This is a genomic window from Vibrio sp. VGrn 2 (genome assembly GCF_009361695.1).
Classification (GTDB): domain Bacteria; phylum Pseudomonadota; class Gammaproteobacteria; order Enterobacterales; family Vibrionaceae; genus Vibrio; species Vibrio diabolicus.
On the sequence record NZ_RBWD01000001.1, the window covers coordinates 380,894 to 403,483 of the forward strand.

A 22,590-nucleotide genomic window follows, 5' to 3' on the forward strand; every position below is an offset into this window, starting at 1 on the left:
TAATGTCAGATCCCAAATTCATCCACCTGCGTGTTCATAGTGACTTCTCGATGGTGGATGGCCTCAACAAAGTTCCGCCAATCGTAAAGAAAGTTGCTGAACTCGGTATGCCCGCAATGGCGTTGACCGACTTTACCAACCTATGTGGTTTGGTGAAGTTTTACGGTACGGCACATAGCAGTGGTGTTAAACCGATCATCGGTGCTGACTTTAAAATGCAGTCGGACGAGTTTGGTGAAGAGCTGACTCAAGTGACTTTGCTTGCGGCGGATAATGTGGGTTATAAGAACCTGACGTTATTGATATCAAAAGCGTACTTACGTGGACATGTTCAACACCACCCTGTGATTGATAAAGCCTGGTTGGCTGAAATGTCTGAAGGCCTGATTGTATTATCCGGCGGTAAAAGCGGGGAAATTGGTCGCGGCCTTTTGAAAGGCAACCGTCAAATAGTGCAAGGGTGTGTTGATTTTTATAAACAGCATTTTCCAGATCGCTTTTATCTTGAGTTACTTCGTACCGGTCGTCCAGATGAAGAAACTTATCTTCACTTTGCGGTTGAATTGGCAGAGCAGCAAGACTTGCCAGTAGTGGCGACCAATGAAGTTGTATTCCTGAGTCCAGACCTATTTGATGCTCATGAAATACGCGTAGCGATTCACGATGGTTACACATTAGAAGATCCGCGCAGGCCAAAAAACTACAGTCCGCAGCAATATCTTCGTACAGAAGAAGAAATGTGCGAGTTGTTTGCTGATATTCCTGAAGCGTTAGAAAACAGTGTCGAGATAGCGAAGCGTTGTAACGTGACTGTGCGCTTAGGGGAGTACTTCCTACCAGCCTTCCCAACTGAAGGGATGAAAGAGACTGAGTTCTTAGTCATGAAATCCCGAGAGGGCTTGGAAGAGCGTTTAGAGTTCCTATTTCCAGATGAGGAAGAGAGGAAACGTCGCCGCCCTGAATATGATGAACGTCTTCAGATAGAGCTAGATGTTATCAACCAAATGGGATTCCCTGGTTACTTCTTGATCGTAATGGAATTCATCCAGTGGTCAAAAGATAATGGAATTCCTGTAGGTCCTGGACGTGGTTCAGGTGCCGGCTCTTTGGTGGCTTACGCACTAAAAATCACCGATCTGGATCCACTAGAATACGACTTGCTGTTCGAACGTTTCTTGAACCCAGAACGTGTTTCGATGCCCGATTTCGACGTCGACTTCTGTATGGATAAACGTGACCAAGTTATTGACCACGTTGCGGAAATGTACGGTCGTGACGCGGTGTCTCAGATCATCACGTTTGGTACCATGGCGGCAAAAGCGGTAATCCGTGACGTTGGCCGCGTATTGGGTCATCCATTTGGTTTTGTTGATCGTATTTCAAAGCTGATCCCGCCCGATCCAGGCATGACGCTAGATAAGGCGTTTAAAGCTGAACCTGCACTACCTGAATTGTATGAGGCCGATGAGGAAGTTAAAGAACTCATCGACATGTGTCATATTTTGGAAGGCTGTACGCGAAACGCCGGTAAACACGCTGGTGGTGTTGTAATTTCACCTACAACAATTACCGATTTTGCGCCAATTTATGCAGACGCTGAAGGTCACTTCCCGGTTACTCAATTTGATAAAAACGATGTTGAGACCGCTGGCCTAGTTAAGTTTGACTTCTTGGGTTTACGTACCTTAACCATTATTGACTGGGCGTTAGGGCTGATTAACCCACGTCTAGAGCGAGAAGGTAAAGAACCGGTTCAAATTGAATCCATACCGTTAGAAGACCCTGCCTCTTTCCGTTTGTTGCAAAACTCTGAAACGACAGCAGTATTCCAGCTTGAATCTCGAGGCATGAAAGAGCTGATCAAGCGACTTCAGCCAGACTGTTTCGAAGACATTATCGCATTGGTAGCACTCTTCCGTCCGGGTCCTTTGCAATCGGGCATGGTAGATAACTTTATCGACCGTAAACATGGTCGAGAAGCGATCTCTTATCCAGATGAAAAGTGGCAACACGAGTCGCTAAAAGAGACGCTTGATCCAACCTACGGCATCATCCTGTACCAAGAGCAGGTAATGCAGATTGCGCAGATCTTAGCGGGTTACACGCTAGGTGGGGCGGACATGCTCCGCCGTGCAATGGGTAAGAAAAAGCCAGAAGAGATGGCAAAACAACGTGCTATCTTTGAAGAAGGTGCGATAAAGAACGGTATCGATGGCGAGTTGGCGATGAAAATCTTCGACTTGGTAGAGAAGTTCGCCGGTTATGGCTTTAACAAATCACACTCTGCTGCTTATGCATTGGTTTCTTATCAGACTCTTTGGCTGAAAACACATTATCCTGCCGAATTTATGGCTGCGGTAATGACAGCCGATATGGATAACACGGAAAAAGTCGTTGGCTTGGTCGATGAGTGTTTCCGTATGAAGCTCACCGTGTTGCCACCAGACATCAACTCTGGCCTATATCGCTTTAATGTTGATGAAAATGGCGCAATTGTTTACGGTATTGGTGCGATAAAAGGGGTAGGTGAAGGTCCTATCGATGCGATTCTTGAGGCGAGAAATAAAGGTGGTCACTTTAAAGACCTATTTGATTTCTGTGCTCGAGTTGATCTAAAACGCGTCAATAAACGAGTGATAGAGAAGCTGATTTACGCGGGCGCGTTGGATCGACTAGGCCCACACCGCGCGGCGATGATGGCGTCACTCAATGATGCGGTAAAAGCAGCAAGTCAACATCACCAAGCTGAGGCGTTTGGTCAAACGGATATGTTTGGTGTGCTAACGGATGCGCCTGAAGAAGTAGAGCATAAGTATACGCAGGTTCCGCCTTGGCCAGAAAAAGTGTGGTTAGAGGGCGAGCGTGATACCCTAGGTCTATATTTGACAGGGCACCCAATTAACGCCTACGTAAAGGAACTAAACAAATACACCAGTTGTCGACTAAAAGACGCAACACCTACGCGTCGCGACCAATCTGTCACGGTGGCCGGCCTGGTTATTGCCGCTCGTGTAATGACGACCAAGCGTGGTACACGAATTGGCATTATGACACTGGATGACCGAAGTGGTCGTATGGAAGTGATGTTGTTCTCAGATGCACTGGATCGATACGCTGAACTTCTCGAAAAAGACAGAATTTTGGTCGTTTCTGGACAGGTCAGCTTTGATGACTTCAACGGTGGCCTTAAAATGTCGGCGCGTGAAGTTATGGATCTCGGCAGTGCGCGCGAGAAATACGCTCGTGGTTTGTCGGTATCGATAGATGCAACTCAGATCAACGATCAGTTTTTTGAGCAGTTCAGCCGTATTTTAGAACCGCACAAAGCCGGAACCGTACCCGTCAATGTATACTACCAGCGTGCCGACGCCAGAGCGCGGTTAACATTGGGCACCGAGTGGCGAGTAACGCCAAGTGATACATTACTCGACGATTTAAAACAGTTACTTGGCAAAAGCCAGGTAGAACTCGAATTTAACTAAAAATTCAGCGCAATATGTTAGACGCTGAGTAAACAAGGATTCATAGATGAGCCTAAACTTTCTTGAATTTGAAAAGCCAATTGCAGAACTAGAAGCGAAAATTGAAGCACTACGTGATGTCTCTCGTCACGGTGGTGATTCTGCGATTGACCTGGATAAAGAAATCGAACAGCTTGAGAAGAAAAGCTTAGAGCTGAAGAAAAAAACCTTCAGCGACCTAGGCGCATGGGAAACAGCTCAACTGGCTCGTCACCCACTACGTCCTTACACGCTGGATTACATCCAACACGCTTTTGAGGAGTTTGATGAATTAGCGGGTGACCGCGCGTTTGCAGACGACAAAGCGATTGTGGGTGGTATGGCTCGCCTTGAAGGCCGTCCTGTGATGATCATCGGTCATCAAAAAGGTCGTGAAACCAAAGAGAAAGTGAAACGTAACTTTGGTATGCCAAAACCAGAAGGTTACCGTAAAGCGCTACGTTTGATGGAAATGGCTGAGCGTTTCAACATGCCGATCATCACATTTATCGATACGGCTGGCGCGTACCCAGGTGTGGGTGCAGAAGAGCGTGGTCAATCTGAAGCTATCGCGAAAAACCTAAAAGTGATGTCTGGTCTTAAAGTGCCAGTAATCTGTAACGTTGTTGGTGAAGGTGGTTCAGGCGGCGCACTAGCAATTGGTGTAGGCGACTACGTGAACATGCTTCAGTACTCTACATACTCAGTAATCTCTCCTGAAGGTTGTGCTTCAATCCTATGGCGTGATTCTGACAAAGCGCCGCAAGCGGCAGAAGCGATGGGTCTAACTGCTCCTCGTCTTAAAGAGCTTGAACTGATCGACGAAATCATTGAAGAGCCACTAGGCGGCGCTCATCGCGATCATGTTCAAATGGCAGCGAATATGAAAGCGACACTACTTCGTCAGCTAGAAGATCTAGAACAATTGGATGAAGAGACGCTACGTGAACGTCGTTACCAGCGCCTAATGAGCTACGGTTACTGTTAATTTCGGTGATTGCAATTAAGCGTTAGCTGATATCTCAAGTGATAACAGTTAAAATAGAAAGGGTTGGATGAGAGTCCTGCCCTTTTTTGTACCTATCGGATCGCTTATGGAATCGCTTTACCCGCATTTTGCTCAAGTTCTCGGCCGCTACTATCAATCAGGCACTAAGGTTGTCTTGGCGTTTAGCGGAGGAGTGGATTCACGTCTTTTACTCGAATTACTCAGTCGCTATCAACAAGCGCATTCGATAGAGTGCCACGCCGTATATGTGCACCATGGTTTGAGCTCGAATGCCGATGATTGGGCTGATAAATGCCTACTGTGGGCAAAACAAGTGGGGATATCATGCTCGATTGAGCGAGTGAGCTTAGACATCAGCAATGGTGAAAGTATTGAACTTCTTGCTCGTGAAGCTCGCTATCAAGCCTTAACTAAGTACGTTCAAGAAGGCGATATACTGTTGACCGGCCAACATGCTGATGATCAACTAGAGACTTTTCTCCTTGCTCTTAAGCGAGGCAGCGGGCCAAAAGGGTTATCTTCGATGGCGGAGAGTATGCCGTTTTCTAGTGGGTCCCTAGTTCGACCATTGCTTACTATCAAGCGGAAGACCATCGAAGACGCGGCTACTAAATTAGGTTTGGAGTGGGTGGAAGACGAAAGCAACCAAGATACTCGTTATGATCGTAACTTTCTTCGTCATTGTGTTATCCCTGAATTGTCTGGTCGCTGGCCTAGTATCCATCAAGCGGTTCAGCGCAGTGCAAGCTTATGTGCTCAACAAGAAGCGCTATTGGATGAACTATTGAGCGCGGTGTTTGAACGCGCTTTACAAACGGATCTAAGTTTGAGTATTGAAGAACTGGCTAAGCACAGTGAATTAGCGCGTGCGCGCTTGATTCGTATGTGGCTGGCTAAGCTTAATACTAGTATGCCGACTCAGGTACAACTCAATCTTATCTGGAATGAAGTCGCATTAGCTCAGCAAGATGCCAACCCCAAACTACAACTTAAACAAGGTGAAGTGCGCCGTTTTCGAAATCGTCTCTATTGGGTAACGGAAATCGCTGACGTCACTGAGTGGCAAAGTACGATTCAAGTCGATACCGTTTTATCGCTTCCAGAGCGGCTAGGGGAGCTGATCTTAACGACGAGTTCTAGCAACGCAACGATTGCGCTTCCGAGTCAGCCAGAGTTGCTTCGCGTGACCTTCAATCCGGAAGGCTTATCAGCGCATCCAACCACGCGTAATCACAGTCGAAAACTGAAGAAGTTGTTCCAAGAATACAATGTACCAAGCTGGCTGCGTCGTCAAATTCCGATTTTGATGTACCAAGACCGAGTCGTTGCTGTAGCAGATCTGTTCGTTGATCAGGCGTTTAATGGTCAAGATTGTGAACTTATTTGGCGCAGGTAATGAAAATTCATGCCACAATGTCGATTATAAAATATAAAAATCCTTAAATAATAATTGATTAGGTGAAGCAATGAAGAAAACAATCATGGGCGCAATGGTGGCGCTAACCATATTCTGTGGGCAGGCTCTAGCAGCGGGAGATGCCACAGCAGGTCAAGCAAAGGCAGGAGTATGCGCAGCATGTCATGGCGCCGACGGTATTGCTGTCATTCCGGGTTACCCAAACCTGAAAGGGCAAAATGAGCAATATATTATCAGTTCAATTAAAGCCTATAAAAACAAAGAGCGAACAGGTGGTCTTGCTGCTGTTATGCAAGCTCAAGCTTCACTGTTGTCTGATGAAGACATCGCTAATCTAGCGGCTTACTACGCAAGTTTGAAGTAAACGGGCGTCTGAAAAAGCTTGGACGATTGGGCATTGAGCAGTCCTTACTGGGGTTTTATCAACTCACGATATTCGCTATGTTAATTTGCTCAATCTGGATTTTCGTTGGTGGATCATAGACAAACATTGAATGTTGCGAAACGCTAAACGATAATAAGCGCAATCGATTGAAGCTTAAGGGATGAACATGAAAAAAATTGAAGCGATTATCAAGCCATTTAAATTGGATGATGTTCGAGAAGCGCTAGCTGAAGTTGGCATTACAGGGATGACCGTCTCTGAAGTGAAAGGCTTTGGTCGCCAAAAAGGTCACACCGAGCTTTACCGTGGTGCAGAGTACATGGTGGACTTTCTGCCTAAAGTGAAGCTCGAAATCGTTGTAACGGAAGATGTGGCTGATAAATGCGTAGAGACGATCATTGAAACCGCGCAAACCGGCAAAATTGGTGATGGTAAAATCTTTGTGACTGATGTTGAGCGTGTGGTTCGTATCCGTACTGGTGAAGAAGACGAAGACGCGATCTAAGGTTTCTTGTTACCTGTCTCGTATTTATTATGCTAAAAGGGAGCCAAGTGGCTCCTTTTTTGTTTTTTACTTTCAGTGAAATCCAATAACCCGAGGTTGGTTGTTCCAGTTTTAGGGTGTGTATATTCAGGTTTGTCGTATGTTTAAGCGTTTTTTTCTGGCGTTAGCTTTTCTTATTATGGCGGTATTGGTCGGCTTCCAGGTTATTTTCACCGTACCAGATCAGCCGCAAATCATTACTCAAACAGGTTCAGAGTTGACGCAGGATATTAGGTGTATCGAATTTAGCGGCTCAAAAGCTCTGGATCAGGGCGGTGAAATCAATGTACTTGTCTGGAACATCTACAAACAGAACCGGACTAATTGGCAAAGCGCACTCAATGAATTCTCTGCTGATAAGCAGATGCTGTTATTGCAAGAAGCCAGCATGACACCATCTTTTAAGCAATGGTTGGTGGATGGCAACTGGGTCAGCAACCAAGTGAGTGCCTTTAAGGCGCTGGGCAGCGGTGCGGGTGTGATTAGTATCGCTCAAGGGCAACCAGAAAAAGCCTGTGCTTATACGTCTAAAGAGCCTTGGCTGCGTTTACCCAAGTCTGCACTATACAGCCAATATCAATTAAGCAATGGCGAGAGACTCGCTGTGGTGAATGTACATGCAATTAACTTCACGGTTGGCACGCAAGAGTATGTCTCTCAGTTAACGGCTCTTGAAATGCTTTTAAAGCATCATACAGGGCCGATCCTATTCGCTGGAGACTTCAATAGTTGGAGTGAATCTCGCGTTAATGCGATGCGACAGGCCTTAAAAGCCGCGGACTTGCAAGAAGTGACGTTCTCGCCTGATCATCGAGTCCAATTTATAACGGGATTACCGTTGGATCACGTATTTTACCGAGGGCTGACCCTCAAATACGCGAAAGCGCCGCAGAGCGACGCTTCCGATCATAACCCATTGTTACTGTCATTTACGTTAGATGACTAGCTTAGGTCACTACAATATAAAGCGCCCAAATAACGTAGAAGAATACCCATGGCAGGCTTGCAATCACCAAGGCTTGCCCACGTTCAAACTCAGTCCAAGTAAGCACAACACCGTAGCCGAGTACAATGTACCAAGGTAGAAGCAAAGGCAATGAGCTAGCGAACTGAGACCACTCGCTGGTAAGCGGCAGTTTTAATAGACCATTGAGGCTGTTTAAATCTGCTGCGTAAGTCATCACTTTGCCATGCTTGAGTAACAGGCTCGCATAGCTAGCGATATCGCCCAATACTGCTGGGAATAAGATAGCACACGATGCGGCAAACCACTTCCAGTAACCATATTGTTGCTTGCTTGCCTTCGTTGCAAGAAAGAACCAAAGCGCAAGCAACAGTAAGGTGGCAAAGCGGTTGAATACATCATTGATGATCGCACTGGCCATTAGCGTGTTTGGCTCTAATAGCTCAATCTGCTTTGGGTCGATTTGTTGAAACTGCGCGGCTAGTTGGTCACTAAGCCACGTGAAATCGACATTCGAAAAGTAAGCGCCCCAGAATAAAAACGGACTAAGCATCAAGAAGATGAACGGCTGCCATCCCCATCCGCCGCGTTGGTAAAGCGCTAGAAAGCAAGATGTTGGAGAACGAAAAATGTCCAACAGCATCACAAGTGGGTTGCTTGATGGGTTCATACACTTACCTTCGTTACGTCAACGTACAACTTAAGTTTTTGACCTGGTTGTAAGTATTTTTTCTTGTGTAGCGAGTTCCATTTTACGATGTCGTTTGTTTTTACTTTGAACTTGCTTGCAATGCCGCTAATGGTGTCACCGGAGCGAACGTTGTAGAAAACGGTACGGATCACAGCACCTTTGTCTGAGTCCTTCCAAATCACGAGCTTTTGACCCACACGCAATGGATCTTTAGGGCCCATGCCATTCCATTTTGCTAACGATTTATACGACACTTTATTTTCACGTGCGATTGACCACAAACTTTCTCCAGACTGAACGACATGAGTGAGCTTGAGTTGTCCACGAGCACGTGATTGAGTCTTGCTTAATCGATTTTGTGCCGTTAGTGCGTATTTCGCATCGTCTTTTGTTGACGTCGGAATCAGTAGGTATTGACCAATACGAATATTGTTATTCGACAGGCCGTTTGCACGTCGAATCACTTTTGTGGTTGTGCCGTATTTATTAGCTAGCACACTTAAAGAGTCACCAGACTTCACCTTGTAGCGAGCGACCTTCATCCCTTTACCACGGTTTTTCTCCACCTTAGTGAGAAAAGTCTCTTTTTTCTCTACCGGAATCAAAAGTTGATGCGGACCTTCAGGCGCAGTCGACCATTGGTTGTATGCAGGGTTGTAACTTTGTAACTCTTTCACACCAATGCCGGCATAATCTGCTGCAATGGCCAGATCAAGCTGTTCTTTCGGATCGACAAGCGTTAGAACAGGTTTGTTTGGAATCGCAGGAATATTAAGTCCGTACTTGTCTTGGTTTGCGATGACGTCAGCCAAGGCTAGCAGCTTAGGCACGTAACTGCTGGTCTCTTTTGGTAAGTCCAATGAGAAGAAATCGATAGGTTTACCGAGCTTTTTATTCTTACGAATTGCGCTAGAAACACGGCCACCACCACTATTGTAAGCGGCAATTGCATGCTCCCAGCTACCATCAAAACGCTCGTTTAGTTGTACAAGGTAGTCCAGCGCGGCATCCGTTGCTGCTGCCACATCTCGGCGACCGTCATACCAGTAGTTTTGCTCTAGTCCCATCATCTTTCCGGTGCCAGGGACAAATTGCCACAATCCAGCTGCACTACCGTGTGAGTAGGCAAAGGCATCGAATGAGCTTTCCACCACAGGAAGCAAAGCAAGCTCCATTGGAAGTCCACGCTCTTCGATACGTTTTGTGATCATGTATAGAAAAGGAGTCGCACGCTTAGACACCGTGTAAAGGTGATTCGGGTGCTTTAGATACCACGTACGGTAGTAGTCCACTTTCTTATGGTTTGGGATATCCATTTCAAGTTGCATGGCGATACGTTGCCATACATCTTCTTGTTCCTGAGGGGAAAGAACTTTAGGCGCGTCGTTAGCGGATTTTTTTGCTAAAGACGATGTGTTGCCCGGTTGAGCCTTCGCTGCATTTTGTTTTGCAGTCTGCTCAGATTTATTGGTTTCTGGTGTAGAAGACGTTGAGTCTGACTGAGTCAATTGACAGCCAGATAATAACAACGCCAACGCCCAGGTATACTTCAAACGCATGGATTCAGCCTATTTAGGGCCTTTTTATCTTCACCTGCCTGTCGCGCAACACAATGTGCGTGGCAGTCGCAAGATAATAGACATCTTTTAAACACTAACTAATTAATAGAGGCAAAGAGCTTCTAAATTATGCAATGGGGAGAAATTCAAATAGATTTATATCAACCCCAAACGTAAGAGAAGCGCCAGTGGCGCTTCTCGAAAAATCAGCCCCTGATAATACTGGGGTCTTGCAAACTTACAAGCAGAAAATGGTTAAAATTCGTTCTTCCACTCACGCAAAGCAGTAAAAACCGAGCATGGATCGCTATTTTTAATGCGACTAGCAACAGATTGAACCACGTCAGGATTGGTGGTTCGCAAGAACGGATTAATCCACTTTTCTTTGCGTATTGTTGTTGGAAGTGTCGGAATGTTAAGGGCTCGCAGTCGGTTTACATCATCGCGATATTGACGGAGCTGCTCATTATCAGGCTCAACCGCTAAAGCAAACGCCACGTTACTCGCGGTGTATTCATGCGCGCAGAAGACTTGAGTTTCTTCTGGTAGAGACGTTAGCTTGTTTAGTGACTCAAACATTTGCTCTGGCGTACCTTCAAAAATACGACCGCAGCCTGCGGAAAACAACACGTCACCGCAAAACAGTTTTCCGTCTCCAACGTAACCGATATGACCTAAGGTATGGCCTGGTAAACCTAGCACCAAAAAGATTTCGCCAAATAACTCCAGTTTGTCGCCTTCTTCCATGGGGGTGGTTAGGGTTGGAATTGGTTCAGATTTCGGGCCCACAACGGCGACTTCAGGAAAGGCACGCACTAAGTCTGGAACGCCACCAATGTGATCGTTGTGGTGGTGCGTAATTAAAATCGCTTCTAAAGTTAATTCGTTAGCCTGCAAGTATTCTAACACTGGCTTCGCATCGCCCGGATCAACGACTGCGCAACGTTTATCGCTATTTTGTATCAGCCAGATGTAATTATCATTAAATGCGGGTATGCTTTTGATCTCTAACACGATTCGTTCTCCGTCACCCATTTTAGTCAGGTGGTTAATGAAACCAGCACTCAGCAACAAAACTATACCACACCCGTCGACTTGGTCAGCAATGAACAACGGTCCGTGGGTGCTTGAGTCAATCCAGACCCGACTTGATGAATGGTGCCCGAAACTCTTCGGCTACCATATGCTCAAACTGGGCGGGTTGAGCTGTGAGCTAACCAGCTGTAATTGTAACATTCAACACCAAGTCAACGTAGATATCCAGAACCCGTTGCATAATGTGATTGCAGATGGTTACGAATTGCCCTTTTTGGAAAAAAGCTTTGATGTTGTGATACTCGCTCATCAGCTCGACTATGCAAGCGATCCACACCGTTTGCTACGGGAAGTCGATAGAGTGATGATGGATGATGGTTATTTGATAATCACTGGATTTAACCCACTAAGTTTGACTGGATTAGCGAGTTTGCTTCCATGGCGTAAACATAATTTGCCTTGGAGTGGACGAATGTTTACGTCGAACCGCATCAACGACTGGTTAGGGTTACTTAATTATCAAGTGATTCATTGCGATCGTTACGCGCTGTTTCCGATGAAGCGTTACCGTACGATGTGGACATGGTTGGAAAACAGTCTCGGTGATTGGGCGTCACCTGCAGGGAGTTTGTATTACATTGTGGCACGGAAACGAACATACCCTCTCAAGCCTATCAAACCGCATTGGCGTTTGAAGAAAAAGCTCACACCACTAGGGGTGATGAATCGAGAGGGCAATACTATGAGGAAAGAATCTCGTTAAGAGGGTTGGTAACCAGTATCTTCCTCGGTTGGGTTTTCTGCGGCGGTACGGGCTAGCTCATCACAAATTTCGTTCTCACGATGGCCCGCGTGGCCTTTTACCCAATGCCATTCAACTTGATGGCGTGCGGTTTCTTTGTCTAGAGCTTGCCATAAATCGGCATTCTTAACGGGTTTTTTATCCGCTGTTTTCCAACCACGCTTCTTCCAGTTATGGATCCACTGAGTAATACCTTGGCGCACATATTGACTGTCAGTCGTTAAAGTGACTTTGCAAGGTTGTTTTAACGTCTGCAGCGCGACGACAGCCGCCAACATTTCCATGCGGTTGTTGGTGGTTAACGTGTAGCCTTTGGAAAGCGTCTTTTCTACGTCTTTGTAACGCAATACAATGCCGTAACCACCGGGTCCTGGGTTACCTAAACAAGAACCGTCAGTGAAAATCTCAACGTGTTTGGTCATATTTTTTGGTACTATTAGCCGAAACATTTAATAAAGCATAGTCTGACATACATAACCTTATGAATACCAGCAGCAATTCTGAATATAACCGCATTGTCGTTCTCGATACCGAAACCACAGGTATGAACCGCGAGGGTGGTCCTCACTACATGGGACACCGCATTATTGAAATCGGTGCCGTGGAGATCATCAACCGTAAGCTGACTGGTCGTCACTTCCACGTTTATTTAAAACCCGATCGTGAAATCCAACCAGAAGCGGTTGAAGTTCACGGTATTACGGATGAATTCTTGGTTGATAAGCCGGAATACGCGAGCGTGCACCAAGAGTTTCTTGAGTTTATTAAAGGCGCCGAACTTGTTGCCCACAATGCGCCCTTCGATACGGGCTTTATGGATTACGAGTTTGGCATGCTCGATCCTAACATCGGCAAAACGGACGACTACTGCAAGGTGACCGATACCCTTGCTATGGCGAAGAAAATCTTCCCTGGCAAGCGAAACAACCTTGATATCTTATGTGAACGCTACGGTATTGATAACTCGCACCGTACACTCCACGGAGCTTTGCTCGATGCGGAGATTCTAGCCGACGTTTACCTCTTTATGACGGGTGGTCAAACGAGTCTAGAATTTAACGCGAATAAACAAGAGGGTGGGGTAGAAACCATTCGCCGTATTGAAGGAAGAAAAGCGCTAAAGGTTTTGCGCGCAAGTGCCGATGAACTAGAAGCTCACCAAAAAAGATTAGAGTTGGTGAACGACTGTATTTGGCATCAATAGGAGAAGCTATGCTGAGGGCTTTGTTGGTCGCGTTTTTAGCGATATGGAGTAGTCTCTCGAGTGCATCGAGTGAATCTGCTATGTCTTTGTTAGACAATCGCTTTCGAGTGGATCCAACCATCGAGCAGATCACTTTTTTAGTTTATCGTGAGCAAAGTTCTCAGCCAGTTGTTTTAGTCCGCCCTGACGGTAAAAAGTACTATGCTTGGGACGCCTACGACAATGTACGTTGGTACCAAGAAGCCTCACTCGATATTATCTCCGTTGACAACCCTATGCCAGGCCCATGGCAGGCTGTGGGGAAAGTCACTCCTAAAAATAACATCCGCTTAATTTCTCACTTAAAGCTCAGCACGGATGTGTTCCCAAACCGATTATATAATGGGGAAGCGCTTAAGTTTACAGCTCGCCTAACCTCCGACGACAAACCTCTTATACTGCGCGACTTCCTTGACCGCGTGAATCTACGCGTGACATTTACCAAGTTTGTCGAAAATGAAGATGAGTTGATCAAAGAAGCACGTCCAGTGCCGATGGTTGTGGGTGAGTTTGCTGATGATGGCCGCGGCTTGGATGAAAAAGCAGGGGATGGTGTGTTCACTGTCCAACTACCAATAGACGTTGAGCCCGGTAAGTACCGTGCGCGAATCACCTCTGGTAATGGCGTATTCTTACGAGCGCAAGAGCAAGTCATCTTGGTTTATCCGAACCCAATTTCTCGTACTTTTATTCAGGCGCGCAATCCTGACAAACCACACCAATTGGTGGTGAGTGGTGAGCAAGGTATGATCGCGCCAGGCTCAATCGCAGTCACGGTGGAACAAGATGCACCCGATGGCTTTGTTAGCTACAGCCAAGGCCAGGTTTCTAAAGATGGAATGAGAACCACGCTGAACCTCAATAACGACGCTGAGCTTGGTAAATACGCATGGCGCGGCGAGATCTTTGCCACTGATTTTGCGACTCAACGTCCACTAGTGTTTCCTATTCCAGAGCAAACCTTCAGTGTTGTTGATGACGTTGATCTAGAAGCCGCTCGAATTGCAAAAGAAGCTGAATTAGCCGAGCAGCGCCGTATTGAAATGGAAAAGCAAATTATCGCTGAGCGGGAGGCTGAGCGTAAGCGCAGCATGATTATTATCGCGGTGGGTAACGTGATAATGCTGCTGATTGTGATCATTGCATGGATAGTCTGGCGCAAAATTAAAGCGAAGCGCGATGCCATGCCAGAGATGCAGTTAGAAGTGCCAAAGAAATAGTAGTAACACGTAAACCTAGAAACGGAGCCAATCGGCTCCGTTTTTTTTTCAGTTTAACTTTGAGGCAGAATTTGATGTTTCTCATGGTCATTAATCATTTTATTTTAAAGTAACACCATGATTTAACGTTGATTAATCATAATAAAGCTCGCATGATACTCTTTACGTTTCGACTTGATTTTAGTGCGTATCGACGGAGTGAGTTATGACAATTGGAGCGTTAGAACTAGAGCATTTACCACTACAAAAGGCATTGGTTGAGTCTGCTTATGATGCCTTTTATTCTGAAAAAGACGTTGTTGCTGCGGTATTGCTTGGTTCATTGTCATCAGGAAAAGGTGACCGTATTTCGGACGCTGATGTTGTTGTCTTTACTCAAAACAACTTCCATAAAGCCTCAGCGCCTTGCTTTACCCACTTTGAAGTAAATAAAGACATTTTTTATCGTCTTGAGGGGGAACACAACGGAAATGCGTGCTTCAAAAAATATATTTTTAATGACCTAACCAGTGCGGAGATTCATTGTTTAGATCTCTGTGAGCCTTTCAAACTTTCTAAGCCATTTAAGGTTTTATTTGATAAAGCTGATGTGACTGCTGGCATGGTTACTGATGAACCTGCGCCAAAACATGAAGGTTTCCCAGTTTATACCAGTGGTGATCAAGGCCTGATTTGGGAACTCTTTGATTGTATTAAGTGGTTGAGCAGAGATAACCATGATCTTGCAAAGTCCTACTTGAAAAAACTCTCTGAGAAACTCTAATTTGAGAGTTATCCCCGTTCCTCCCACTCAAGTTAGTTAGGCGGTTAGGTTATGAAATACAAAAAGCGTCAGAAGTACAAATACACTCTCCATTCTGAAGAAAAGATTGAGACTCGCATTTCAGTGAGTCAGGTGTATGACAGCCCTTTTCTTAGTTTGTCCAAACAAGGCGTGTTAACGATTAAAAAGGGCTATGCATGGGATGGAGCGAGTGGGCCAGCGTTAGACACAAAAAACATTATGAAAGCTTCTTTAGTGCATGATGCTCTTTACCAACTCATGAGGGAAGAGGTGTTGCCTCAAAGTGCTCGAAAGCATGCGGATATGTTGCTGAGAGAAATATGTTTAGAAAAAGGAATGTCTAGCTTCAGAGCAACTTATATCTATTATGGCGTCAGAGTTGTCGGTAGCTTCTTTTCCAGACCCGATACTTTGTGTGCTTAGCGGGAATATCTTTCCAATGTTTAACTGTTTATTTATACAGTTTGGTTGTGTAAGCTCCAAGATGATACAAAGGAGTCGTACATAATGACAATAAGATATGAAGAGCATGTGCCAAGCCCGAAAGAATACTGTGATATGCGCGTCAAAGCCGGGCTATCACCCAAATCGTTGAAAGCTGCTGAAATTGGTCTACCCAATTCGTTGTATGGCGTATCTGTCCGGGATGAAGGAAAGCTCATTGCAATGGGTCGGGTTGTTGGTGACGGGGCGTGTAACTTCGAAATTGTCGACGTTGCCGTTGATTCTGATTATCAAGGTAACGGTTTAGGTAGAAAAGTCATGGAATACATCGACGGTTATCTTTCTTCTGTTGCACTTGAAGGCTCTTACGTTTCTATGATTGCTGATGAGCCGGTCTTTTACGAAAAGCTTGGTTATAGGCTGGTGGCTCCTAAAAGCCAAGGGATGACAAAAAAGTTTAAGCCGAAGGTGTAACACGTATTCAGCTGTGCAAATAAGCAATAGAAAACAGGAGTTTAATTTCCTGTTTTCTATATTAAATTTCCATTTAAGCCACTTCTGGAATTGGTTTGGGTGGCTGCTCTAAATCAGGCTCTTTTTGAACAGTAGGAATTTGTCCCTCACCCACAGCACTGATGTAACAGCCACTAAGTTTAATGGCAAGGTACATATCAGCTCGCAGTAAGATGCCTCCTTCACTGGTGCTGATACCCGTAAGCTCACACCATTGACGAAGACGTCGTTTCCTTCCTGCGAGGATTAAGCGTACGCCTCTCTTTTTCAAAGTATTGTGAATATCTGCCAGTGTTGCCATCACACTGAGATCCAAGTGAGTAAAGCTCGACACGGCGTCGATGACAACGCAACTTGCGTCTTTGTGATGCTCTGCCTGCTCTAACACTCTACGTTTAAAGTAAGGAGCATTGAAGTAAGTCAGCGGTGAGTTAAAGCGGTAAATCACCATTCCAGGAATAGGCGAAGCTTTTCCTGAGTCGTCGATGGTCCGAATGGTGCCTTTTTCATCCAAGCCAAGTAGCTGATCACTCGGCCGCATGACAATACGTAAAAATTGAAATAGCCCTAGCAGTACCGCTAAAGTGATCCCCGGTATTACGCCTACGATCAAAACAGAAATAAAAGTGATGATTGCTAGATAGAACGCATCTTTGTCACGAGATTTTAATTTCCAAATGGCTTTGAGATCGAGCAACGACAAGGATGCGATGATCAACACGACACCAAGTGATGCGATGGGAATAAACTGTAAAGGCTCATAAATAAATACCGCAATAATGGCAATGGTGATTGCGGCGACAATCGAAACTAATTGAGATTTACCGCCATTTGCATCATTTACCGCTGTGCGTGAGTCAGCGCCGCTTATCGCGAAACCTTGCGAAAACGCTGAGGCAATGTTGGCAAAGCCCAACGCCTGAAACTCTTTATTTGCATCAATATCATAACCGTTTTTAGCGGCGAAACTGCGCGCGGTGAGCATCATGCTAACAAAGCTGACAATCGCAAGGTTGAGCGCCGGGACCACTAGCTCACGAACTTCACCTAGCTCAAACTCCGGCGTTTGAAACTGAGGGAAACCACCTTGAGTGAGTCCAACCACGGATACGCTCATCTCTTGTAAATGGAAAAACCAAACTGACGCGGTAGTCACGAGTATTGCCAGCATGGCAGCAGGCCAAGTTGGTCGGTAGCGCTTGGTGAGTAAATAAACGACAACCGTCACGATACTCAGAGTTACGGTAGGCCAATGAAGCTCGGTTAATCGTTGTGGAGCCTCCCATAAGCGTTCCAGCAAATAACGTTGTTCGTATTTCAAACCGACCACTTTGGCAAACTGACCAACGATAATCGTGAGAGCGACACCGTTGAGTAGACCCAAAAGAATCGGGCGAGAAAGGAAGTCTGCAAACACCCCTAACTTGAAACGACTTGCCAGTACACACCAAATACCAGTCATCGCTGTCATGGTCATGACTAACTGCCAATGCTTTGTAGGATCACCCGCGGCAAGCGGCGTAACAACGGCGGCAATCACTGCACAGGTTGCTGCATCGGGTCCGACAATGAGTTGTCGAGATGTGCCCATCATGGCGTATACCAACATTGGCAGTACACACGAGTACAGACCGACAATTGCAGATACACCGGTTAGCTGTGCATAAGCTATGGCAACTGGCAGGGCAACCGCGACAACAGAAAAGGCGGCTCTAAAGTCGTTAACAAACCATTCTTTTTGATAATGCTTAAGCTGAACAAGTCCAGGGAACCACTGTGCGAATAATATTTTAGCCAACGGATTTACCATATATGTGAGTGAGTTACTTAAAAGTATACACCGCTTGCTTGGAACGTCTGTGAGTTAGTTATCACTGGAAATCGGGGGAAGGGTCGGAGTGCGTGGATTTTATTGCGCTTGCGCAGAGGTTCTTCGTGGTGTGAGGTGTTATGAAGGCTATTCTGGTAGCAATAAAAAACGGGAGTTGTCACTCCCGTTTGTGGTTTCAGATTAGAAAGTTAGGCAACGCTATCCATCTGAGGGTATAGCGGCTTTGCGGCAAGCAGTTCCGGCTCAAAATCGTCAACGTTGATTGTATCTAGACGATGCTGTTCTGCTTCTCTGAGTAGATCAGCTTCTTCTTGCGTGATAAAGCCTTGCTCTAGCCCTTCCTGAGCAATTATATCCAAACGTAAGAATGGGCGACGCTTACCTTGCGCTTTACATACTTTGTCAAACACAGGTTCAGCTTGAAGAATGACTGATAGTGCAAGCTCAATCTTACCTGCTGCGTTGTGCTCGGTTGGTTCAAGGTATTGACCGCGACCAATGCGTGAACGTGTTGCACTTGGCGTTTGTAGAATGCGCGCCACTTTGCTGTCTAGCTTATCACTTGGCGCTTTGCGTACACGACCGAATGGCATGATTAACACGCGCAGTGCACGACCAATCACTTTGTTCGGGAAGTTTGCTAAGAATTCGTCTACCGCCACTTCCGCTTGTTTCAAACTGTCTTGTAGACCCCAGTGTACTAATGGTAAATCTTCGACTGGGCGGCCATCTTGCTCAAAACGTTTCAACGTCGCAGAGCTCAAATATAGCTGGCTTAGAATGTCACCAAGACGCGCTGATAGACGCTCTTTACGCTTCAAAGAGCCACCTAGCACTGCCATTGAGATATCCGATAGCAGAGCAAGGTTTGCACTGTAACGGTTCAATTGTTGGTAGTAACGTTTTGTCGCATCTTTGGTTGGTGATGAAGAACCCAGACCGTCACTTAAACCAAACCAGATACTGCGCACGAGGTTACTCATTGTAAAGCTCACGTGACCAGCAAGCGCTTTATCAAACTTCTCTACAGAGTCACTGGCATCAGAGTACGCTGCGTTCATTTCTTCAAGAACGTAAGGGTGACAGCGAATCGCACCTTGACCAAAGATGATCATTGAACGAGTTAGGATGTTTGCACCCTCAACCGTTACCGCGATTGGCGCACCTTGGTAACCACGCGCTAGGAAGTTAGAAGGTCCCATACAGATACCTTTACCGCCTACGATGTCCATTGCGTCGATGATGCTTTGCTGACCGCGATGAGTACAGTGGTACTTCACGATAGCTGAGATTACTGATGGCTTTTCACCTAAGTCGATACCTGCCACGGTTAAGTTGCTTGCCGCATCCATTACGTAAGCGTTACCACCCAGACGAGCTAATGGCTCTTCTACGCCTTCCATGTGACCGATAGGTTGTTTGAACTGACGACGAATGCGTGAGTAAGCGCCCGTTGCCATTGCCGCAGTTTTGATGCCACCTGTTGAGTTTGAAGGTAGCGTGATACCACGACCAACCGATAGACACTCAACCAGCATACGCCAACCTTGGCCCGCCATTTTTTCACCACCGATGATGAAATCGATAGGAACAAAGATGTCTTTACCGCGCGTTGGACCATTTTGGAATGGCACATTGAGCGGGAAGTGTCGGTTACCAATTTCAACACCTTTGACATCAGTTGGGATAAGCGCACAAGTGATGCCAAGATCTTCTTTGTCGCCTAGCAAACCTTCAGGATCGCGAAGTTTAAATGCTAAGCCTAGTACCGTTGCGACTGGCGCTAGGGTGATGTAGCGCTTGTTCCAAGTCAGGCGCATACCCAGTACTTCTTTTCCTTCCCATTCGCCTTTACAGACCACACCGTAATCTGGAATAGAGCCAGCGTCAGAGCCCGCTTCTGGACTTGTTAGGGCGAAACAAGGGATTTCCTTACCTTCAGCTAGGCGCGGTAAGTAATGGTTTTTCTGATCTTCAGTACCGTAGTGTTGCAGTAGCTCACCAGGACCCAAAGAGTTAGGAACACCAACGGTAGACGATAGAACGCCAGAAACACCCGTTAGTTTTTGTAGTACTAGTGATTGCGCGTATGCTGAGAACTCAAGACCACCGTACTTTTTCTTAATGATCATGGCAAAGAATTTGTGATCTTTCAGGTATTGCCATACTTCTGGCGGTAAGTCCGCGAGTTCGTGAGTCACTTGGAAATCGCTCACCATGGCACACACTTCATTCACAGGACCGTCTAAAAAGGCTTGTTCTTCTGCACTTAATTTAGGTGCTTGAATTGCGTGAAGCTTTTGCCACTCTGGTTTGCCTTTAAATAGCTCGGCTTCCCACCAGACGGTACCTGCGTCTAACGCTTCTTTTTCGGTTTGAGACATAGCTGGCAGCACTTTCTTGAAAAGCGCTAATGCTTTGCGGCTTATCAAAGACTGACGTACGCCAGGAACCGCTAATACGGCGGCAGCAAGAACGTAAATCGTCCAACCAGTAACGCCAACCGCGCCTGTTGCTGTGAGCGCTAACATAGCTGCTGTGAGTAAACTAATAGATTTCACGAGAGACATGCGGTGGTAGAGCGTAATGCCTAACACGACCGTCATCGTGATGATTGAGAGCAAGATGTCCATATGTATTTTCCTTTTCAGACTTTATAAGTGTTGTACGTCTGTATGTTAGGTAAGAGGTCTAACCAGTTGGTTTAAGTGTAATCAAAATATTAAGGAGATGTAAAACATAAGATTGGATAAAAAGTGATCTAAGTAGAGTTAAAGTTCTAAAGTTGCGATTTGAGTGATGGTTTCATGAGCAAGTTGACAAGTTTATTACCATCACCAATCTAAATCTGTTGGTTCACTATCGACACTAATTCTCGTTTGTGGGTAAACTCAGAGTAATCAAACCCGAGTTCAGGTTTATGAAATGTCCGATATCAAACTGGTATCAGAACAATTTGCTCAGTGAATCTAGGACTGACTGAAGCCGAAATAATAAAGAGAACGTCTTATGTACCATGATCTGATTAGAAGTGAATTAAACGAAGCTGCTGAAGTGCTCAACAAATTTTTAAGCGATGACCATAACATTGCGCAAATCGAAGCAGCGGCGAAAATGATTGCTGACTCATTCAAGCAAGATGGTAAAGTACTGTCATGTGGTAACGGTGGTTCTCACTGTGATTCGATGCACTTTGCCGAAGAGTTAACAGGCCGTTACCGAGAAAACCGTCCTGGCTATGCTGGTATTGCTATTTCAGATCCAAGCCACCTTTCTTGCGTGAGTAATGACTTTGGTTATGACTTCGTGTTTTCCCGTTATGTAGAAGCGGTAGGCCGAAAAGGTGACGTACTGTTTGGTCTGTCGACTTCAGGTAACTCAGGTAACATCCTGAAAGCGATTGAAGCGGCGCAAGCGAAAGGCATGAAGACGATTGCGCTAACAGGCAAAGATGGTGGCAAAATGGCAGGGCTTGCCGATATTGAAATCCGCGTGCCACACTTTGGTTATGCGGACCGCATTCAGGAAATTCATATTAAGATTATTCATATCATCATTCAGTTGATTGAAAAAGAGATGGAATAGTCGTTTCACAGCCACCTTCTCGAGCTGTGTTGTTAGGGAGTTTTTTTAATCATGTGTGAATTGCTCGGTATGAGCGCTAATGTTCCGACGGATATTTGTTTCAGTTTTACCGGGCTCATGCAGCGTGGAGGTCGAACTGGCCCACACCGTGACGGATGGGGAATTACCTTCTACGAAGGGAAAGGTTTTCGAACTTTCAAAGATCCCAAGCCAAGTTGTGAGTCGCAAATTGCAGAGTTAGTGCAAAATTATCCTATCAAGAGTCGTGCTGTCGTTAGTCATATCCGACAGGCGAATCGTGGTGGTGTTAATTTAGAAAATACTCATCCCTTTACACGTGAGTTATGGGGTAGGTATTGGACGTTTGCGCACAACGGTCAGCTCTCAGGCTATCAAGACTTACATACGGGTCGACACCGACCTGTCGGCGAGACAGATAGCGAACTGGCATTTTGCTGGTTGTTGAAGCAAATGGAAGATCGATATCCTGAGCCGCCAAAGGATATGGAGTCGGTATTCTTATATGTTGCTAAATGTTGTGATGAGCTAAGAGAGAAGGGTGTATTTAACATGCTTCTGAGTGATGGTGAGTATGTAATGACGTATTGCACCAATCATTTGTATTGGATCACAAGACGCGCACCGTTTGGAAAAGCCGCTTTGCTTGATGAAGATGTGGAAATTAACTTCCAAGAAGAAACAACGCCACATGACATTGTGTCTGTGATCGCGACTCAACCTTTAACGGGCAATGAAGCTTGGCAGCGGATGAAGCCTGGCGAATACGGCTTGTTTCACCTAGGTGAACTTGTGAAAAACAATGCCTCTGAACTGGTGAATGTGCCGTTTGCAGCGGCGAAACCGGGCAATCAGGCGCCAACTGAGCCGTTAGAATAGCGGTTCATTCGGAACAACTCGTAAAGCTCGCTTAATCGCGAGCTTTATTTTTATGCGTTTAAACCGAGGGCGGATACTGGTGAACTCTCATACTTTCTAGCCTCCTAGCCTCCTAGCCTCCTAGTCTCGCTAAGGCTTGCCGGAAAGATGGAACTGATAGAAATTTC

The 22,590-nt window shown here is 45.8% G+C and carries 20 protein-coding genes; 14 read left to right on the plus strand and 6 right to left on the minus strand.

What is annotated here, in order from left to right; genetic code table 11:
* Window positions 1-2 precede the first annotated feature (2 nt).
* The 6 genes from dnaE to D8S93_RS01860 all read left to right on the plus strand — a co-directional run bounded on the left by dnaE (window position 3) and on the right by D8S93_RS01860 (window position 7,801).
* A complete protein-coding gene (dnaE, locus tag D8S93_RS01835; protein WP_047008875.1) occupies window positions 3-3,482 on the plus strand; it encodes a DNA polymerase III subunit alpha in 3,480 nt (1,159 codons plus the stop codon).
* 46 nt (window positions 3,483-3,528) lie between these two features.
* The gene (accA, locus tag D8S93_RS01840) at window positions 3,529-4,488 is read left to right on the plus strand and encodes an acetyl-CoA carboxylase carboxyl transferase subunit alpha (RefSeq protein WP_005380365.1); all 960 of its coding nucleotides are present in this window, start codon (window positions 3,529-3,531) and stop codon (window positions 4,486-4,488) included.
* Between the two features lie 106 nt (window positions 4,489-4,594).
* A complete protein-coding gene (gene tilS, locus D8S93_RS01845; protein ID WP_152811763.1) occupies window positions 4,595-5,905 on the plus strand; it encodes a tRNA lysidine(34) synthetase TilS in 1,311 nt (436 codons plus the stop codon).
* Window positions 5,906-5,975: 70 nt separating this feature from the next.
* The gene (locus tag D8S93_RS01850; RefSeq protein ID WP_152811766.1) at window positions 5,976-6,290 is read left to right on the plus strand and encodes a c-type cytochrome; all 315 of its coding nucleotides are present in this window, start codon (window positions 5,976-5,978) and stop codon (window positions 6,288-6,290) included.
* 187 nt (window positions 6,291-6,477) lie between these two features.
* The gene (gene glnB, locus D8S93_RS01855) at window positions 6,478-6,816 is read left to right on the plus strand and encodes a nitrogen regulatory protein P-II (protein WP_005436810.1); all 339 of its coding nucleotides are present in this window, start codon (window positions 6,478-6,480) and stop codon (window positions 6,814-6,816) included.
* Window positions 6,817-6,955: 139 nt separating this feature from the next.
* On the plus strand, window positions 6,956-7,801 hold the full coding sequence (locus D8S93_RS01860) for an endonuclease/exonuclease/phosphatase family protein (protein ID WP_152811768.1): 846 nt from the start codon (window positions 6,956-6,958) through the stop codon (window positions 7,799-7,801).
* Window position 7,802: 1 nt separating this feature from the next.
* Here the strand turns inward: D8S93_RS01860 and D8S93_RS01865 are convergent, their stop codons facing one another.
* The 3 genes from D8S93_RS01865 to gloB form a co-directional block, all read right to left on the minus strand.
* Window positions 7,803-8,489 (minus strand): YIP1 family protein, encoded by a 687-nt coding sequence (locus tag D8S93_RS01865; RefSeq protein ID WP_152811770.1) that lies wholly within the window; start codon window positions 8,487-8,489, stop codon window positions 7,803-7,805.
* Window positions 8,486-10,069 (minus strand): LysM peptidoglycan-binding domain-containing protein, encoded by a 1,584-nt coding sequence (locus D8S93_RS01870; RefSeq protein ID WP_104969700.1) that lies wholly within the window; start codon window positions 10,067-10,069, stop codon window positions 8,486-8,488. Before D8S93_RS01870 ends, D8S93_RS01865 begins: the two co-directional genes overlap by 4 nt.
* A gap of 255 nt (window positions 10,070-10,324) precedes the next feature.
* On the minus strand, window positions 10,325-11,083 hold the full coding sequence (gene gloB, locus D8S93_RS01875) for a hydroxyacylglutathione hydrolase (protein ID WP_006741673.1): 759 nt from the start codon (window positions 11,081-11,083) through the stop codon (window positions 10,325-10,327).
* A 37-nt stretch (window positions 11,084-11,120) separates the two neighbouring features.
* On the opposite strand from gloB, the gene D8S93_RS01880 reads away from it, so the two are divergent.
* Window positions 11,121-11,867: a class I SAM-dependent methyltransferase gene (locus D8S93_RS01880; RefSeq protein ID WP_012841508.1), complete on the plus strand. Its 747-nt coding sequence runs from the start codon at window positions 11,121-11,123 to the stop codon at window positions 11,865-11,867.
* Here D8S93_RS01880 and rnhA read toward each other — a convergent pair.
* Window positions 11,864-12,328 carry a ribonuclease HI gene (rnhA, locus tag D8S93_RS01885; RefSeq protein ID WP_012841509.1) on the minus strand — a complete coding sequence of 155 codons (465 nt, stop codon included), beginning with the start codon at window positions 12,326-12,328 and terminating at the stop codon, window positions 11,864-11,866. The two genes, D8S93_RS01880 and rnhA, sit on opposite strands and share 4 nt — an antisense overlap.
* A 59-nt stretch (window positions 12,329-12,387) precedes the next feature.
* Here rnhA and dnaQ point away from each other — a divergent pair, with 59 nt between their 5' ends.
* The 5 genes from dnaQ (at window position 12,388) to D8S93_RS01910 (ending at window position 16,071) form a co-directional block, all read left to right on the plus strand.
* Complete coding sequence (gene dnaQ, locus D8S93_RS01890; protein ID WP_005380385.1) at window positions 12,388-13,110, plus strand: DNA polymerase III subunit epsilon; 723 nt, start codon at window positions 12,388-12,390, stop codon at window positions 13,108-13,110.
* Window positions 13,111-13,118: 8 nt separating this feature from the next.
* A complete protein-coding gene (locus tag D8S93_RS01895; protein ID WP_152811772.1) occupies window positions 13,119-14,369 on the plus strand; it encodes a TIGR03503 family protein in 1,251 nt (416 codons plus the stop codon).
* Between the two features lie 205 nt (window positions 14,370-14,574).
* Entirely contained in the window at window positions 14,575-15,132 is a 558-nt protein-coding gene (locus D8S93_RS01900; protein ID WP_152811774.1) for a hypothetical protein, read from the plus strand.
* Window positions 15,133-15,183: 51 nt separating this feature from the next.
* The gene (locus tag D8S93_RS01905; RefSeq protein ID WP_152811776.1) at window positions 15,184-15,576 is read left to right on the plus strand and encodes a DUF1353 domain-containing protein; all 393 of its coding nucleotides are present in this window, start codon (window positions 15,184-15,186) and stop codon (window positions 15,574-15,576) included.
* A gap of 84 nt (window positions 15,577-15,660) precedes the next feature.
* Window positions 15,661-16,071, plus strand: a complete 411-nt coding sequence (locus D8S93_RS01910) for a GNAT family N-acetyltransferase (protein ID WP_114323537.1) — start codon at window positions 15,661-15,663, stop codon at window positions 16,069-16,071.
* Between the two features lie 73 nt (window positions 16,072-16,144).
* On the opposite strand, the gene D8S93_RS01915 is transcribed toward D8S93_RS01910, so the two are convergent.
* The gene (locus D8S93_RS01915; protein WP_152811778.1) at window positions 16,145-17,920 is read right to left on the minus strand and encodes a SulP family inorganic anion transporter; all 1,776 of its coding nucleotides are present in this window, start codon (window positions 17,918-17,920) and stop codon (window positions 16,145-16,147) included.
* A 209-nt stretch (window positions 17,921-18,129) separates the two neighbouring features.
* On the minus strand, window positions 18,130-20,574 hold the full coding sequence (gene fadE / locus D8S93_RS01920) for an acyl-CoA dehydrogenase FadE (RefSeq protein ID WP_152811780.1): 2,445 nt from the start codon (window positions 20,572-20,574) through the stop codon (window positions 18,130-18,132).
* Between the two features lie 376 nt (window positions 20,575-20,950).
* Between fadE and lpcA the strand changes: the two genes are divergently transcribed.
* A complete protein-coding gene (gene lpcA / locus D8S93_RS01925) occupies window positions 20,951-21,526 on the plus strand; it encodes a D-sedoheptulose 7-phosphate isomerase (RefSeq protein WP_005380392.1) in 576 nt (191 codons plus the stop codon).
* A gap of 51 nt (window positions 21,527-21,577) precedes the next feature.
* Complete coding sequence (locus D8S93_RS01930; protein WP_006741678.1) at window positions 21,578-22,423, plus strand: class II glutamine amidotransferase; 846 nt, start codon at window positions 21,578-21,580, stop codon at window positions 22,421-22,423.
* Window positions 22,424-22,590 lie beyond the last annotated feature (167 nt).